Raw genomic sequence first — 15,254 nt, 5'->3', positions numbered from 1 at the left:
TTTACTTGCCGAGACAAAATTGAGAGAAAATCTGATCGACGAGCGAATCGGCCATCTGATCGCCGACGACCTCGCCAAGGTATTCCCATGCCCGGCGGAAATCAATCTGAATCATATCGATCGGCACCTGCAGATCAGCGGCTCCCACTGCATCCTGCAGAGCATCCTTCGCTTGGCGAAGAAGCTGAATGTGCCGTACATTGCTTACATAGGTAAAGTCCGTTCCTTCCACATCTCCTTGGAAGAACAGGTCTGCGATCGCTTGTCCCAGCCGATCGAGCCCCTCTTCCTGCTGCACGGACATGCGGATGACCCGTTCGGTTGGGTACCACCGAGCAATCTGCTCGCGGTCCACCTGCTCCGGAAGGTCCGTCTTGTTCAAGACGACGAGTGTTGCCCGCGAATGAAGCTCCTCCAAGAGACGAACCTCATCTTCATGCAGAGCCTCGCTCGCATTGATCACAAACAAGATCAAATCCGCTTCTTCCAACGCGCCGCGAGAGCGCTCCACCCCGATGCGCTCCACGACATCATCGGTTTCCCGAATGCCCGCCGTATCGAGCAGCTTGAGCGGAATCCCGTTCATCGTAACATATTCCTCAATGACATCTCTAGTTGTCCCCGGGATCTCCGTTACGATCGCCCGATTCTCCTGCGCAAGGGCGTTCAGGAGAGAGGATTTGCCCACATTCGGCCGCCCGACGATCGCCGTCGTAATGCCTTCTCGAATCAACTTGCCTTCCTGAGCGGACTTCAACAGCGCCTCGACTTGCTGAATGCCATCCGTCCCTTTCTCCTGTATGAACGCAGTGGTCAATTCTTCCACATCATGCTCCGGGTAGTCGATGTTTACCTCCAGATGAGCCATCGCCTCGACGAGCTGCTGACGAAGCTGCTTCACCTTGCGGGATAAGGAACCTTCGACCTGTTTGAGCGCGACCTTGTGAGCTTTATCCGATTTGGCTCGAATGACATCGATGACCGCCTCCGCCTGGGTAAGGTCGATCCGTCCGTTCAAGAAGGCTCGTTTTGTGAATTCTCCCGGTTCGGCGAGACGAACTCCCCCGGCAAGCAGCAGGTCCAGCACCCGCTTGACCGAGACGAGACCGCCGTGGCAGCCGATCTCCACTACATTCTCCATCGTAAAAGAACGCGGAGCAAGCATCACCGTGACCAGCACTTCCTCCACCGTCTCACCGGTCGCCGGATCGGCTATCCGTCCGTAATGGACGGTATGGCTATCCGCCTTCTCCAGCTTCCCCGCCGGCCGGAACAGCTTCCCGGCATGCTCCACCGCATCAGGGCCGCTTACGCGGATAACCGCGATCCCTCCCTCTCCAAGCGGAGTAGAGATCGCGGCTATCGTATCCTCCATCATGATAAATCCACCGCCATTCTGTTGTTCTGCTGTTGGTTGGTTGTCCATTTACCTAAAAAAAGGAGCAATGACTGGTTGAAAAGCTTCCAAGTCATTGCGCCTCGTCTCTTTACAGATGATTCACCGGGATGTCCCGATCATGATTGCAACCGATTACGGGGTACGCAGAGCGATGATAATCCGACGATTCGGCTCGTCGCCTTTGCTGAACGTCTTTACCCCGGAGTAGCTTTGCAGGTAGGCGTGGATGATCTTCCGCTCCTGCGGAGGCATCGGCTCCAGCACGACCTCCTTGCGGGTCTTGATGACCCGCTGTGCCAGCCGCCGCGCGAGATCCTCAAGCGTTTTTCTTCGCCGCTCGCGGAAATTCTCGGCATCCAGCACGATGCGAAGATGGGCATTCGAGTACCGGTTCCCCACGATGTTCGTCAGGTATTGGAGGGCGTCCAGCGTCTGCCCTCTGCGACCGATGAGAATGCCAAGCTCCGGTCCGGACAGGTTGAGAAGCGTGCCTTCCTCGCCTTCGGTTCGTTCAATGGAGACGTCCAGCTCCATTGTGCGGAACACCTCAGCGAGGAAAAGCTCGGCTTCCTCAATGGGGTCTGGAATTTTCTCCAGCTCCACCTTTGCTTCCTTCACGCCGATCAGGCCGAACAGCCCCTTGCTTGGCTGCTCAAGTACGGTTACCTTTGCCCGTTCAGCTGGCAGGTTCCACTCCTGGAGTCCGTTCTTGACGGCTTCCTCAATCGTTCTCCCCGTAAATACGGCCTTCTTCATAATATCGGGACCACCCCTATTATTTAGATGGTTTCTTCGCGGATTTGCCATTCTTGCTGTTGTTTGAACCGCTCTTCTTCTTTGCAGGAGACGTGGTTTCCGTTGCGGTGACTACGATAGGCGTAGTCCCTTTATCCCGGTAAATGAAGAAGTTTTGAATGATCGTGAAGATATTCGAGTAAATCCAGTAAAGCGGGAGTGCGGCCGGGAAGCTTCTGGACATGAAGAAGATCATGACCGGGAAGATGAGCATGATGGTCTGCATGGCACCCATTTGCTGCATCTGTTGCTTCGGCATCAGCTTTTGCTGGAGGAACGTGGTCAGCGCGGCGATGATCGGCAGAACCCAGGGGTCCGGCGTACCCAACTGCAGCCAAAGGAATTCGTGCGCACGGATTTCCGGCGTACGGAAGATCGCATGGTAAAGGGCAATCAAAACCGGCATCTGGATGAAGATCGGGAAGCAGCCCGCCATGGGATTGACGTTGTTCGAGGTGAACAGCTTCATCGTTTCTTCTTGCTGCTTTTGCGGCTCGTCCTTATATTTTTCCTTGATCTTGGCCAACTCCGGTTGGAGGGCTTGCATCGCCTTGCTGCTCTTCTGCTGCTTGAGCGTCAAGGGAAGAACGAGGAAACGAACGATAATGGTGACGATCAGGATCGAGATCCCGTAAGCGCCTCCGGTGATATCGGCAATAAATTTAAGAAATTCCGACAGCGGGCCTACAAAAAAACGGTCCCAAATCCCGTTCTTGGGATCGATCAAGCGAATACCGCCATCCTTAGTCGTTGTCGAACAACCGGCCAAAAGCAAGAGCAAGGCCAGCGGCCACAGCTTATACAAACGTCGTACCAAAAGAGTTCCTCCCGAAGCCATGATCTGTTGCATATTCAAACCCAAATATAACATATCTATAGAAACAAATAAACAAGCTCGCTCCAGCACAAATCGAGCGAAAAACCTCCTTCCTATACGTCTACGGACGAGCGTCTTTCGGGTTCCGTTTTTTCTCCTTCAGAACGCCTGCTCGTTTCATGACGTGGTTGAGGCTTTTGCGCATCTCTTCATACTCCATTTCGGCTACCGGCTTGCGTGCGATGATGACGAGATCGAGTCCCGGCTGCAGCTCATCCTGAGCCAGCCGAATGATCTCCTTCATCCTTCGGCGGATGCTGTTCCGAACCACGGCATTCCCCAGCTTCTTGCTGACGGACACGCCGAGACGAAATGGTCCCGCTTCCTTTTGCGGCAAATAGTATACAACAAATTGCAGATTGGCGGCTGACTTCCCCCTCCGGTAAACCCGGTTGAAGTCTTCCCGTCTGGCAAGGCGATGCTCTTTTTGCACGAGGAACTCCTTCCCGCCGTTACTCGCAATAGCGTGCTTTCACAAGTTAATGCTTTTTTCCCTCTATAATGAAAACTCGCTCTTACAGCTTTGACGTCTTCCTTCGAAAATATAATCGCACAGACCCCGGAAAAAGAAAAAAGACCACGCTCGTGGTCTTCCGGTTATGCGGACAGTTGCTTTCTGCCTTTCAGCCGGCGAGCCGCCAGAACCTTGCGACCGTTCTTCGTGCTCATCCGTTTACGGAAGCCATGTACCTTACTGCGCTTCCGCGTATTCGGTTGGAAAGTCGGTTTCATCTATTTTGCACCTCCTGAGGATTCCATCCTGAAAAATACCTTTTCCCATTAAACCATTTCCCGTGCCCAAAGTCAACAGAAGAAAGGGCCCTCCCAGCAGGACAAATTCGGAACCATTCATCCACATCCAAGGAAGCTCCCTTTTCGCCCTTTCAAGTTATCCCCAACCTTCATTCATCGCTTTCCCCATCTTTTCGAACGGGCTTGTGCACAACTTTTTGCTGAGTTTTGCACAGAATGTCGATTTACGAACAAATTATTCACAATATGTAGTACTGTGCACAACATTCGCCCACAACCTATAGGATTTGTGGATAAAAGATAAAATTCGTTGAAACAGAAGGCTTTGTTTGCTATATTATTATTACTTTGGCTTGTGGATAGCACGCGAAATCCTCAATAATTATTCACAGCTTGTGGATAAGTCTGTTAACAATTATGTTTTGACGTTCTTATCTTTACTCACAACCTGGTTATGATGTGAATAACCTTCATCTTAGTTTAACGGCTCATGTCCCGTTCTTCTGTCGGACAAGAGCCGTTTGCGTCGTTCCTGTCGGAGTTTGTGTCGAATGCACGCTCTCCGGTCACCAGGAGCGCTTTTTTTCTCCATGCCCATCAGCTGGTTGCGGCCTTCGATTGTTTAAAGGAGTGAATTTCGTAGTGGATCGTCATGTCAACGACCTGTGGCAGCAGGTGCTCTCCGCCATCCAGAATCGTGTGAGCAAGCCCAGCTTCGACACGTGGCTCAAGTCGACGAAGGCGAGCGTCTTCACGGACCGGCTGCTCGTCATTGCCGCCCCCAATAACTTTGCTCGGGAGTGGCTGGAATCCCGATATACGCAATTGATCAGCAAGACCGTGTACGAAGCGCTGGGTATGCAGGTTGAGGTGCAGTTTGTGCTGGAAGAAGAAGCACAGACGCTTGCCGCCGCGCAGGCCGCAATCCCGGCGCCGCCTGCGGCAAAACCTCCCGCTCAGAGCGAGGAGGGCTTTGCCAGCATGCTCAATCCCCGGTATTTGTTCGATACCTTCGTCATCGGGTCGGGCAACCGGTTCGCGCATGCCGCTTCGCTTGCGGTTGCGGAGGATCCGGCTAACTCCTACAACCCGCTGTTTCTATATGGTGGAGTAGGACTCGGCAAAACCCACTTGATGCACGCGATCGGCCATTACGTGCTGCAGCACAATCCGGCCGCGAAGGTGCTCTATATTTCCAGCGAAAAGTTTACGAACGAGTTTATCAATGCCATCCGTGACAACCGCGGCGAGAGCTTCCGCAACAAGTACCGGAGCATCGATGTCCTGCTCATTGACGACATTCAGTTCTTGGCTGGTAAGGAGCAGACGCAGGAGGAGTTCTTCCACACCTTCAATGCCCTGCAGGAGGAACGCAAGCAGATTATCATCTCCAGCGACCGACCGCCCAAGGAGATTCCCACGTTGGAAGAGCGGCTTCGTTCGCGCTTCGAATGGGGCCTCATCACCGATATCCAGCCGCCTGATCTGGAGACGCGGATCGCGATTCTCCGCAAGAAGGCGCGCTCCGAGAACCTCGACATTCCCAATGAGGCGATGGTCTATATCGCCAATCAGATCGATACCAACATTCGCGAGCTGGAGGGCGCGCTCATTCGCGTCGTTGCTTATTCGTCGATGATGAACGAAGACGTCACGGTGGCTCTTGCCGCCGATGCGCTGAAGGACATCATTCCATCCAGCCGGCCGCGCGTGATCACCATTCAGGACATTCAGCAGAAGGTCGGCGAATTTTACGGCCTCCGCATGGAGGACTTTAAGGCGCGTAAACGGACGAAGGCCGTTGCCTTCCCTCGCCAAGTCGCGATGTACCTTTCCCGCGAGCTGACCGATTACTCGCTTCCCAAGATTGGAGAAGCCTTCGGCGGACGCGACCACACCACGGTCATTCATGCCCACGAGAAGATTTCCGTGAGCCTTCAAGAGGATCAGGAGCTTGCTCGCGTGCTTCAGAACATTACCGAGAAGATCAAACAGTCCGGGCTGTAAGCTTGTCCTTTTTTGTGGATACACAATCCGCCTATGCACATTCTATTCACATGTGGATATCCAGTCGTCGCATGGCTTTTGCTCACATATCCACATATTCAGGGCCCCTACTACGAATTCTATCTTTCTTTTAAAGACTATTTAGTAATAAAAGCGTGATGGAACACGCACTCTTTAACAGCCTATGCTCCAGGCTGCGAATTCAGAACCGGAGGTCTTCCCCGTGAAATTGTCCATATCGAAAGAACACTTGAACGAATCCATCGGTCATGTATCCAAAGCGATTACGAGCCGTACCCCGATCCCGATCCTGAGCGGGATTAAATTCGATACCACGGAAGAAGGAGTTCGGCTGACGGCAAGCGATGCCGACATCACCATTCAATCCTTTATCCCTGTGGAAAAAGACGGGCACACGATCATCCGTGTCGAACAAGAGGGCAGCGTCGTGCTTCCGGCGAAATTTTTCGGCGAAATCATCAAAAAGCTCCCTTCGAACGAAATCGAAATCGAGATTCGCCCTCCCTTTCAAGCGACAATCCGTTCCGGCGGCTCGGAAGTACAGCTCGTCGGACTCGATCCGGAAGAATACCCACAGCTTCCGGTTATTGAAGAGCGAAAGATCGTCTCGGTTCCCGGAGACCTGCTCAAAACGATGATTCGGCAAACGTCCTATGCGGTCTCCACAAGCGAAGCGACGCCCATCCTCACCGGTGTACTGTGGAGCTTGGATGAGCAAGGACTGAAGTTTATCTCCTGCGACCGTCACCGGCTCGCCCAGCGGGAGACGCCGCTCGACGCCTCCACCGAGCAATACTTCCGCGGCGTGGTCATTTCCGGGAAGACGCTTAATGAATTATCCAAGGTGATTCCGGACGATCATTCGCTGACGGACATCGTCGTGTCCGATAACCAAGTCTTGTTCCGTATGGACAATCTGCTGTTCTACAGCCGCCTGCTGGAAGGAACTTATCCAGACACTTCGAAGCTGATTCCGAACCAATTCCAAACGGAGATCGTGGTTAGCGGCAAGCTGCTGACGGAAGCGATCGACCGCGCGTATTTGCTTTCCCGTGAAGAGAAGACCAATATCGTTAAGCTGGTCATGAACGAGGACCAAACCTTGGAGATCTCCTCCAGCTCCAGCGAAATTGGCAAGGTCACCGAGATGATTCCGGTCGAAAGCATGACCGGCCAGCTGCTCAAGATTTCGTTCAACTCCAAGTACATGCTCGACGCGCTCCGCGTCATCGACAGCGAGGCAATTCGCCTTGGCTTTACTGGCGCCATGAGCCCGATCATTATCGAGCCGCTCGGCGAAACGAAGGTGCTGCAGCTGATCCTGCCGTATCGAACGACGAATTAACGAAGCGAGGGTGGTTATGAAAACCGTAGAGATCCACACGGATTACATTCAGCTCGGCCAGATGTTGAAGCTGACCGATTGCATCTCCTCGGGAGGGCATGCCAAAGCCTTCCTGGAAGAAACGGAGATTCGCGTAAATGGCGAAGCGGAGAATCGGCGGGGACGGAAGCTGGTAGCGGGAGACGTGATTCGCGTAGCCGGCTTCGGGGAGTTTACGATCGAGAGGAAAGGCTGACCATGTTCCTCAAAAAGCTTGCGCTTTCCCATTACCGGAACTACGAGCAGCTCACGCTCGAGGTAAATTCAGGCGTCAACCTGTTCGTCGGCCAGAACGCCCAGGGGAAAACGAATCTGCTCGAGGCGATCTACGTGCTCGCCCTCACCAAATCCCATCGAACCCATCAGGACCGGGAGTTGATTGGCTGGAATCAGGACGAAGCGATGATTCAGGGAGAGGTGGACAAGAAGTACGGCGCCGTCAACCTCTCCCTCTCCTTGTCCAAGCAGGGCAAGAAGGCCCGGGTGAACGGCCTTGAGCAGAGGCGATTAAGTGAATTCATCGGCTCCTTCAACGTCGTCATGTTTGCGCCGGAGGATCTCGAAATCGTCAAGGGCGCCCCGGGAATCCGGCGGCGTTTTCTCGATATGGAGATCGGTCAGGTGTTCCCCTCTTACCTCTACGAATCGATGCAATACCAAAAGGTGCTCACCCAGCGGAACAACTTTCTGAAGCAGGCGGATTTCGGCAAGGGCGTGGACGAAACCCTCCTCTCCATCTGGGATGAGCAGCTTGCCCGGCACGGTACTAAAATCATGAAAAAACGTCAAAGCTTTATAGAGAAGCTGCAAGGATGGGCAGAGCGGATTCACGCGGGAATTACGGCGGGACAAGAGGCTCTGCATATCCAGTACAAGCCTTCTTTTGCCGGGGCGGAACAAGAAGAAACTATTCTATTTGACAACTTTATGGTACAGTTAAACAAGGTGAGAAATCAGGATTTGCGCAGGGGAACGACCTTGATCGGACCGCATCGGGACGACATGGTCTTTTCTATAAACGGCAAAGAGGCGCACATCTTCGGCTCCCAGGGGCAGCAGCGAACGACAGCCTTGTCCCTGAAGCTGGCCGAGCTCGAGCTCATTCGGGAAGAGGCGGGCGAATATCCGATCCTGCTTCTCGATGACGTTCTGTCCGAGCTTGACCGGAATCGGCAGACGCAATTGATCGAGACGTTTCAGGACAAGGTGCAGACGTTCATCACGACGACGGGCACCGAGAGCCTCGATACGTCGCGTTTGCGCGATGCCGCTGTTTATCGTGTAAAGAATGGCGGCTTCGAGATGGACCGCTAGAAGCAGCGTGTTTTCAACGGGGCTCCCACGCAAGCGCAGACCCCGGTTTGAGAAGACGCTTCGGAGCGTGTCCGGCTGTCTTTAGGCGTTGCTTTTTTATTCTGGGAGTAGGCAAAGGAGGATGCTCGCGTGTATATCCATTTAGGCGGTGAACGCATCATCCGTTCGTCGGAGCTCATCGCTATCTTTGACCTGTCCATTGAGAAGAATTCAAAAATCTCAAAGCAGTTTGTACTCGAAGCAGCCAAAGACAAGAAAATCGAGATCATCGGCGAGGAAGAATGCAAGTCCCTCGTCGTGACCGTAGATAAAGTGTATTATTCCCCGATCTCATCGGCTACCCTCAAGAAAAGGGCCGTCAGCCTCTCCGTGAACGGATGAAGCGAAGGCCCGACTGCTGAACCTTAACCCGGAAGAGAAAAGCCATCACTCGATAGAAAAAGAAGGTGAACGTGCAATGAGCGCTCCATCCAATTCGTCTTATGACGCAAGTAAGATTCAGGTGCTGGAAGGGCTTGAGGCGGTTCGCAAGCGCCCCGGCATGTATATCGGCTCCACCAGCTCCAGAGGGTTGCACCACCTGGTCTGGGAAATTGTCGACAACAGTATCGACGAAGCGCTGGCCGGCGTATGCGACAAGATCGATGTCACCATCCACAAGGACAACAGCATCACCGTAACGGACAATGGCCGGGGGATCCCGGTCGGCGTGCAGGAAAAGATGCAAAAATCCGCGTTGGAGGTCGTGCTGACGGTCTTGCACGCAGGCGGCAAATTCGGTGGCGAGGACTCCGGCTACAAAGTGTCCGGCGGTCTCCACGGCGTCGGGATTTCCGTCGTCAACGCGCTATCTGAGCATTTGACGGCGCAAGTCCGCCAAGGCGGCAAACTTTATCAGCAGGAATACGAACGCGGCATTCCGCTCTACGATGTGAAGGTCATTGGAGAATCCGAAGAAACCGGTACGAGCATTACCTTCAAGCCGGACGCAGAGGTTTTCCAGGAGACGACCGAGTATGAATACGAGGTGCTGCAGTCCCGTCTTCGGGAACTGGCCTACCTGAACAAAGGCATCGAGATCAACTTGATGGACGAGCGGACGGATGTCAGCCACTCGTACATGTACGAAGGCGGCATCGTATCCTTCGTCGAGAGCCTCAACCAGAATCGCGAGCCGCTGCACCCCGCCATCTATGTAAGCGGGGGCAAGGATGGGATTCAGGTCGAAATCTCGCTGCAATACAACAACAGCTACAACGAGAACATCTACTCGTTCTGCAATAACATTCACACCCATGAAGGCGGTACGCATGAGTCCGGCTTCAAGGGCGCGCTCACGCGGATTCTGAATGATTACGCTCGCCGCATCGGCGTTCTGAAGGACAGCGACGGCAACCTGAGCGGCGAAGACGTTCGTGAGGGCATGACCGCGATCATCTCGGTCAAAGTCCCCGAGCCGCAGTTTGAAGGACAGACGAAGACGAAGCTCGGGAACAGCGAAGTGCGCGGCATCGTGGAATCGATGTTCGCCGAGAAGCTCGATACCTTCCTGGTCGAGCATCCTGCGATTGCCCGGCGCATTGTCGAGAAGGGCATTCAGGCTTCCCGCGCCCGGGAAGCGGCCCGCAAGGCTCGCGAGCTTACGCGCCGCAAGAGCGCGCTGGAGGTCAGCTCCCTTCCCGGGAAGCTGGCAGACTGCTCGTCACGCGACGCGGAAATCAGCGAGATGTTTATCGTCGAAGGTGACTCGGCGGGCGGCTCTGCCAAGCAGGGACGTGATCGTCACTTCCAGGCGATCCTTCCGCTTCGCGGTAAAATCCTTAACGTGGAGAAGGCTCGTCTTGACCGCATCCTCTCCAATGCCGAAATTCGCGCCATGATCACCGCGATCGGCACGGGGATCGGAGAAGACTTCGATATCACGAAGGCCCGCTACCACAAAGTCATCATCATGACCGACGCCGACGTCGACGGAGCGCACATTCGGACGCTGATGCTGACGTTCTTCTACCGGTATATGCGCAAGCTGATCGAAGCCGGCTATATCTACATTGCGCAACCGCCTCTCTACAAGCTGGAGCGCAACAAGGTCATCCGCTACGCTTACAACGACGCGCAGCGGGATAAGATTATGGCGGAATTCGGGGCGGAGTCCAAGGTTGCCGTTCAGCGCTATAAAGGACTTGGGGAAATGAACCCCGACCAGTTGTGGGACACGACGATGGATCCGGGTACCCGCTCCATGATGCAGGTTAGCATCCGGGATGCCATCGAAGCAGACCGCCTGTTTGATACGCTGATGGGGGACGATGTTGAGCCTCGTCGCGACTTTATTCAGGAGCATGCCAAGACTGTGAAGAATCTCGACTTTTAATATTCCCTTACAGCTATGGTGTAGAGCATATGCGGCAGGGTCCCGATACCGGGACCCCCCGTGCGTTATTCTGCAAGCGGAAGCTGGTTTTCATTGGTTCATTACGTTTTCAAATCCATAGAAACGCTGCGCCTCGCTGTTCCGGAGACGGGAGAGTTGGCTTCGTTTCTTTTTACCTGAGGAGGGTATACCAACATGGCGGAAGACTTGCATCCGCAAATTACGGAAAGGGACATCGGCTCGGAAATGCGCGAGTCCTTCATGGAATACGCGATGAGCATCATCGTACAGCGCGCCCTTCCCGATGTCCGAGACGGACTGAAGCCGGTGCATCGGCGCATCCTGTACGCCATGTCTGAGCAGGGGATGTCCCCGGATAAGCCGCACAAAAAAAGCGCGAGAATCGTTGGCGACGTCATCGGGAAATACCATCCTCACGGCGATTCTGCCGTGTACGAGACGATGGTTCGCCTGGCGCAGGATTTTGCTCTTCGCTACCCGCTTGTTGACGGGCACGGCAACTTCGGCTCGATCGACGGTGACTCCGCGGCGGCCATGCGGTACACGGAAGCCCGTCTATCCAAGATCGCGATGGAGCTTCTGCGGGACCTGAATAAGGAGACCGTCGATTTCAACCCCAACTATGACGGCGAAGAGGTGGAGCCGGATGTTCTTCCCTCCCGCTTTCCCAATCTGCTTGTCAATGGTTCTTCGGGGATCGCGGTCGGCATGGCCACGAACATTCCACCGCATAACCTGGGCGAAGTCATCGACGGGTTGAAGGCGCTGGTCGAGAATCCAGACATTACTCCCCTGGAGTTAATGCAGTACATCAAAGGGCCGGACTTCCCAACCGCGGGCTTTATTCTTGGGCGGGAAGGGATTAAGCAAGCCTATACGACCGGTCGCGGCTCCGTAACCATGAGGGCTCGCGCCGAGATCGAAGAGCATAACGGCAAGGCTCGAATTATCGTGAACGAGCTGCCTTATCAGGTGATCAAGGCTCGCCTCATCTCCAATATCGCGGAATTGGTTCGCGACAAGCGAATTGACGGCATCACCGATCTTCGCGATGAATCCGACCGCAATGGGATGCGGATCGTCATCGAGCTTCGTCGTGACGTGAACCCGAGCGTCGTCTTGAACAACCTGTACAAGCATACGGCGATGCAGTCGAACTTCGGGATTATCCTGCTGGCGCTCGTTAACAAGCAGCCGCGGGTATTGAATATCAAGGAAATGCTCCACTACTACATGGAGCACCAGAAGGAAGTCATCCGCCGGCGTACCGCATTCGAGCTTAAGAAGGCGGAAGCCCGCGCTCACATCCTGCTCGGTCTGCGCATTGCGCTCGACCATCTGGATGAGGTCATTCAACTGATTCGCACCTCTCCGACTACGGAGATTGCCCGCGAAGGCTTGATGACCCGCTTCCAGCTCAGCTATGATCAAGCCCAAGCCATTCTGGACATGCGGCTTGCTCGCCTTACCGGCTTGGAACGTGACAAGCTGGAGGCTGAATATGCCGAGCTCATGGAGCGCATCGCGGAATTCAAGGCTATTCTCGGCGACGAGGGCCTTGTCATCGACATCATCCTGGAAGAGCTCAGCGAAATTCGGGCCAAGTACAATGATGAGCGTCGAAGCGAGATTACTATCGGAGACGACTCTATCCTGGACGAAGACCTCATTCCGCAGGAAGATGTCATCGTTACGCTGAGTCATACCGGGTACGTGAAGCGCCTGCCGGTGAACACCTATCGCGCTCAGAAGCGCGGCGGCCGCGGCGTCATCGGCATGGACACGAAGGAAGACGACTTCGTTGAGCATCTCTTCGTCTCCAACACGCACCAATACCTCATGTTCTTCACGGACAAGGGGAAGGCGTACCGGTTGAAGGCGTATGAAATTCCGGTGATGAGCCGGACTGCTCGAGGGACGCCGATCATCAACCTGCTGCAGATTGAGCAGGGCGAGAAGATATCGGCGGTCATCCCGATCCCCGACGATGAGCAGGAGAGCTACCTGTTCTTTGCGACCCGGGAAGGGATCGTCAAGAAGACCCCGCTCAGCGACTACCGTTATATCCGCAAGGGCGGCTTGATCGCCGTTCACCTGCGGGAGGAAGATCGCCTGGTCGGCGTTAAGCTGACGGACGGGAAGCAGGAAATCATCATGGGAACGAAGCAGGGCATGTCGATCCGCTTCCCTGAGCAGGACGTTCGGTCAATGGGCCGGGCCGCAACGGGCGTGAAAGGCATCAGCATCGGCGAGGACGATGCCGTCATCTCGATGGACGTCGTCAATGACGATGACAGCGTGCTGATCGTCACGACCAACGGCTTCGGCAAACGGACGCCGATGACCGATTACCGTGTTCAATCTCGCGGCGGTAAGGGGATCAAGACGCTGAACATCACCGCCAAGAACGGGCCGGTGGTGGGCCTGAACGTCGTGAAGGATGACGAGGACCTCATGATCATTACCACCCAGGGCACGATCATCCGGATGAGCATGGACGGCATCAACCTGATGGGGCGGAACACGCAAGGGGTGCGCCTGATCAACATCAAGGATGATGACGAAGTGGGAACCGTTTCGCGCGTGGAAAAGAGCGAGGACACGGACGAAGGACAAGAAGAAGAAACAGGACCTGAATTGTCCTGATGCTAGATGGGAAGGGGGTTTTCTCCCCCTTCCTTTTGTTTTACAATGAGAGCGTGTCTTCAAACCCGAATGCTGGCAGACCTCGCTAGAAGGTGCCGTCCGGTGGAGGGGAAGACTTGCTTGACATCTAGTTCTATACATTTATTTTTATGAGAAGTAAAAAAGGGGTGTTTTCGTGCAAAATGTAGGCGTTGCCCACTTGAAGCCGGGAAACAGGCTGTCGGAACATGTGATTACCCGCCGGGGAACGCTGTTGTTCGAAAAGGGCAGGGCGCTCACCGAGACGGATAGAGAGATTCTGGAGGCCTTTCTGATTCCGTCGGTTCTCATTTATGAGCCAAATGAATCCGAGAAGGCTGCTCAAGCAGCAGAAGAAGATGAAGTGGTTCCTTTCCTTCAAGGTAAGCCTGATTTCCAATTGGCCTTTAAGCAGATGAGAAGCTTGCTGCGCAAAGCCTTTCCGCTGCCGGCCGCTGCCCAGCCGCTCCCCATTCTCGATATTCGCAACCAGCTCATCGCTTTGTTGGATACGGCGGAGGAATACCACCCGCTGCTCTGCGACCCTGAAGCTGTCCGTGATGAGGACTATTTGTACAATAACAGCATTTACGTTGCCCTGAGTTCTTACTTGCTCGCCAAGTGGCATGGGTTTCCGGAGAAGGATTTGGTTCCGGTCGCGCTGGCAGGCCTTTTGCATGACATCGGGAACATTCGGATTGACCCGTTGATTTTGGAAAAGAAAGCGTCGCTTACTCCGGCCGAGCGCGAGGAGATCCAAAAGCACCCTACATACGGTTATATGCTCCTGAAGAATGTCCCTGCCATTAACGAAGGGGTCAAGCTTACGGCTCTGCAGCATCATGAACGGGAGGACGGCAGCGGATACCCCATGCACGTGAAGGGGGACAAGATCCACCCTTACGCGAAGCTCGTGGCCATCACGGATGTCTTCCATGCGATGACCAGCAACCGGGCGTACAAGCGTGCGGATTCGCCATACCAGGTACTCGATGACCTCCACCAGGAATCCTTCGGCAAGCTGGAGCCGACGTTCGTTCGCACCTTTATTGAGAAGATGACACAGTTCAGCACCGGGACGCTGGTGAAGATCAGCGATGGACGGATCGGAGAGATCATCTTTACGGATCGTGCCAATCCAACCCGGCCCATGGTGAAGATCGGCGACTTAATCGTCAATCTGGCTCAAGAGCGGCAGTATTATATTAAAGAGGTTGTTGCGGGGTAATTGCTTTCTTTACAAAACCAAATATTAACTTTGACATGTCCCGGAGGCGCGTGCTATAGTTAGCATCTGCCTTCGGGACAAGCGCTTTTCTACGAGAAGTGATGGAAACGAAGAGCGAAAAAAAAGATTTAAAAAAGACTTGCTTTCTCGCCTAGACCTGTGATATATTATAAAGGTCGCCGCAAGAAAGCGACGAAAGAAAATGGTCCTTTGAAAACTGAACAACGAGTGGTAAGGACGCAGAATTCGAACTTCGGTTCGAAAGACGCACAAACAAACACGCAAGTGTTAAGTAATGAGCTTAAATGAAACGATCTATAAACTTTTATGGAGAGTTTGATCCTGGCTCAGGACGAACGCTGGCGGCGTGCCTAATACATGCAAGTCGAGCGGAGTTTATCTGATTCTTCGGATGAG

The 15,254-nt window shown here is 54.1% G+C and carries 13 protein-coding genes and 1 rRNA gene; 9 read left to right on the top strand and 5 right to left on the bottom strand.

Annotation, left to right across the window (positions count from 1 at the left end):
• Position 1: 1 nt before the first annotated feature.
• The 5 genes from mnmE to rpmH form a co-directional block, all read right to left on the bottom strand.
• Positions 2-1,378 (bottom strand): tRNA uridine-5-carboxymethylaminomethyl(34) synthesis GTPase MnmE, encoded by a 1,377-nt coding sequence (gene mnmE / locus AAFN83_RS09815; protein WP_347768825.1) that lies wholly within the window; start codon positions 1,376-1,378, stop codon positions 2-4.
• A 153-nt stretch (positions 1,379-1,531) separates the two neighbouring features.
• On the bottom strand, positions 1,532-2,155 hold the full coding sequence (gene jag / locus AAFN83_RS09810; protein WP_347768824.1) for an RNA-binding cell elongation regulator Jag/EloR: 624 nt from the start codon (positions 2,153-2,155) through the stop codon (positions 1,532-1,534).
• Positions 2,156-2,174: 19 nt separating this feature from the next.
• The gene (locus tag AAFN83_RS09805; protein WP_347768823.1) at positions 2,175-3,011 is read right to left on the bottom strand and encodes a YidC/Oxa1 family membrane protein insertase; all 837 of its coding nucleotides are present in this window, start codon (positions 3,009-3,011) and stop codon (positions 2,175-2,177) included.
• Between the two features lie 121 nt (positions 3,012-3,132).
• Positions 3,133-3,504: a ribonuclease P protein component gene (gene rnpA, locus AAFN83_RS09800; RefSeq protein ID WP_347768822.1), complete on the bottom strand. Its 372-nt coding sequence runs from the start codon at positions 3,502-3,504 to the stop codon at positions 3,133-3,135.
• Between the two features lie 164 nt (positions 3,505-3,668).
• Entirely contained in the window at positions 3,669-3,803 is a 135-nt protein-coding gene (gene rpmH / locus AAFN83_RS09795) for a 50S ribosomal protein L34 (protein WP_347768821.1), read from the bottom strand.
• A 663-nt stretch (positions 3,804-4,466) separates the two neighbouring features.
• Here rpmH and dnaA point away from each other — a divergent pair.
• From dnaA to AAFN83_RS09750, 9 genes are all read left to right on the top strand, one after another.
• Positions 4,467-5,831: a chromosomal replication initiator protein DnaA gene (gene dnaA, locus AAFN83_RS09790; RefSeq protein ID WP_347768820.1), complete on the top strand. Its 1,365-nt coding sequence runs from the start codon at positions 4,467-4,469 to the stop codon at positions 5,829-5,831.
• 223 nt (positions 5,832-6,054) lie between these two features.
• Positions 6,055-7,197 carry a DNA polymerase III subunit beta gene (dnaN, locus tag AAFN83_RS09785; protein WP_347768819.1) on the top strand — a complete coding sequence of 381 codons (1,143 nt, stop codon included), beginning with the start codon at positions 6,055-6,057 and terminating at the stop codon, positions 7,195-7,197.
• A gap of 16 nt (positions 7,198-7,213) precedes the next feature.
• Positions 7,214-7,432, top strand: a complete 219-nt coding sequence (gene yaaA, locus AAFN83_RS09780) for a S4 domain-containing protein YaaA (protein ID WP_347768818.1) — start codon at positions 7,214-7,216, stop codon at positions 7,430-7,432.
• A 2-nt stretch (positions 7,433-7,434) separates the two neighbouring features.
• Positions 7,435-8,550, top strand: coding sequence for a DNA replication/repair protein RecF (gene recF, locus AAFN83_RS09775; protein ID WP_347768817.1), 1,116 nt, complete (start codon positions 7,435-7,437; stop codon positions 8,548-8,550).
• Between the two features lie 129 nt (positions 8,551-8,679).
• On the top strand, positions 8,680-8,931 hold the full coding sequence (remB, locus tag AAFN83_RS09770; RefSeq protein WP_347768816.1) for an extracellular matrix regulator RemB: 252 nt from the start codon (positions 8,680-8,682) through the stop codon (positions 8,929-8,931).
• 76 nt (positions 8,932-9,007) lie between these two features.
• Positions 9,008-10,924: a DNA topoisomerase (ATP-hydrolyzing) subunit B gene (gene gyrB, locus AAFN83_RS09765; RefSeq protein ID WP_347768815.1), complete on the top strand. Its 1,917-nt coding sequence runs from the start codon at positions 9,008-9,010 to the stop codon at positions 10,922-10,924.
• A 195-nt stretch (positions 10,925-11,119) separates the two neighbouring features.
• A complete protein-coding gene (gyrA, locus tag AAFN83_RS09760; RefSeq protein ID WP_347768814.1) occupies positions 11,120-13,591 on the top strand; it encodes a DNA gyrase subunit A in 2,472 nt (823 codons plus the stop codon).
• Positions 13,592-13,766: 175 nt separating this feature from the next.
• The gene (locus tag AAFN83_RS09755; RefSeq protein ID WP_347768813.1) at positions 13,767-14,837 is read left to right on the top strand and encodes an HD-GYP domain-containing protein; all 1,071 of its coding nucleotides are present in this window, start codon (positions 13,767-13,769) and stop codon (positions 14,835-14,837) included.
• 324 nt (positions 14,838-15,161) lie between these two features.
• Positions 15,162-15,254: ribosomal RNA gene (locus AAFN83_RS09750) — 16S ribosomal RNA — on the top strand; the annotation flags it as partial.

This window comes from Gorillibacterium sp. CAU 1737 (assembly GCF_039888655.1).
In the GTDB taxonomy this organism is placed as follows: Bacteria; Bacillota; Bacilli; order Paenibacillales; family NBRC-103111; genus Gorillibacterium.
Note: the sequence above shows the minus strand (reverse complement) of the source record. Positions and strands in the feature narration are given on the sequence as shown.

Coding starts and splice junctions, on each gene's coding strand:
- gyrA (WP_347768814.1), top strand. CDS start 11,120: ATGGCGGAAGACTTGCATCCGCAAATTACGGAAAGGGACATCGGCTCG.
- mnmE (WP_347768825.1), bottom strand. CDS start 1,378: ATGATGGAGGATACGATAGCCGCGATCTCTACTCCGCTTGGAGAGGGA.
- yaaA (WP_347768818.1), top strand. CDS start 7,214: ATGAAAACCGTAGAGATCCACACGGATTACATTCAGCTCGGCCAGATG.
- jag (WP_347768824.1), bottom strand. CDS start 2,155: ATGAAGAAGGCCGTATTTACGGGGAGAACGATTGAGGAAGCCGTCAAG.
- gyrB (WP_347768815.1), top strand. CDS start 9,008: ATGAGCGCTCCATCCAATTCGTCTTATGACGCAAGTAAGATTCAGGTG.
- rpmH (WP_347768821.1), bottom strand. CDS start 3,803: ATGAAACCGACTTTCCAACCGAATACGCGGAAGCGCAGTAAGGTACAT.
- recF (WP_347768817.1), top strand. CDS start 7,435: ATGTTCCTCAAAAAGCTTGCGCTTTCCCATTACCGGAACTACGAGCAG.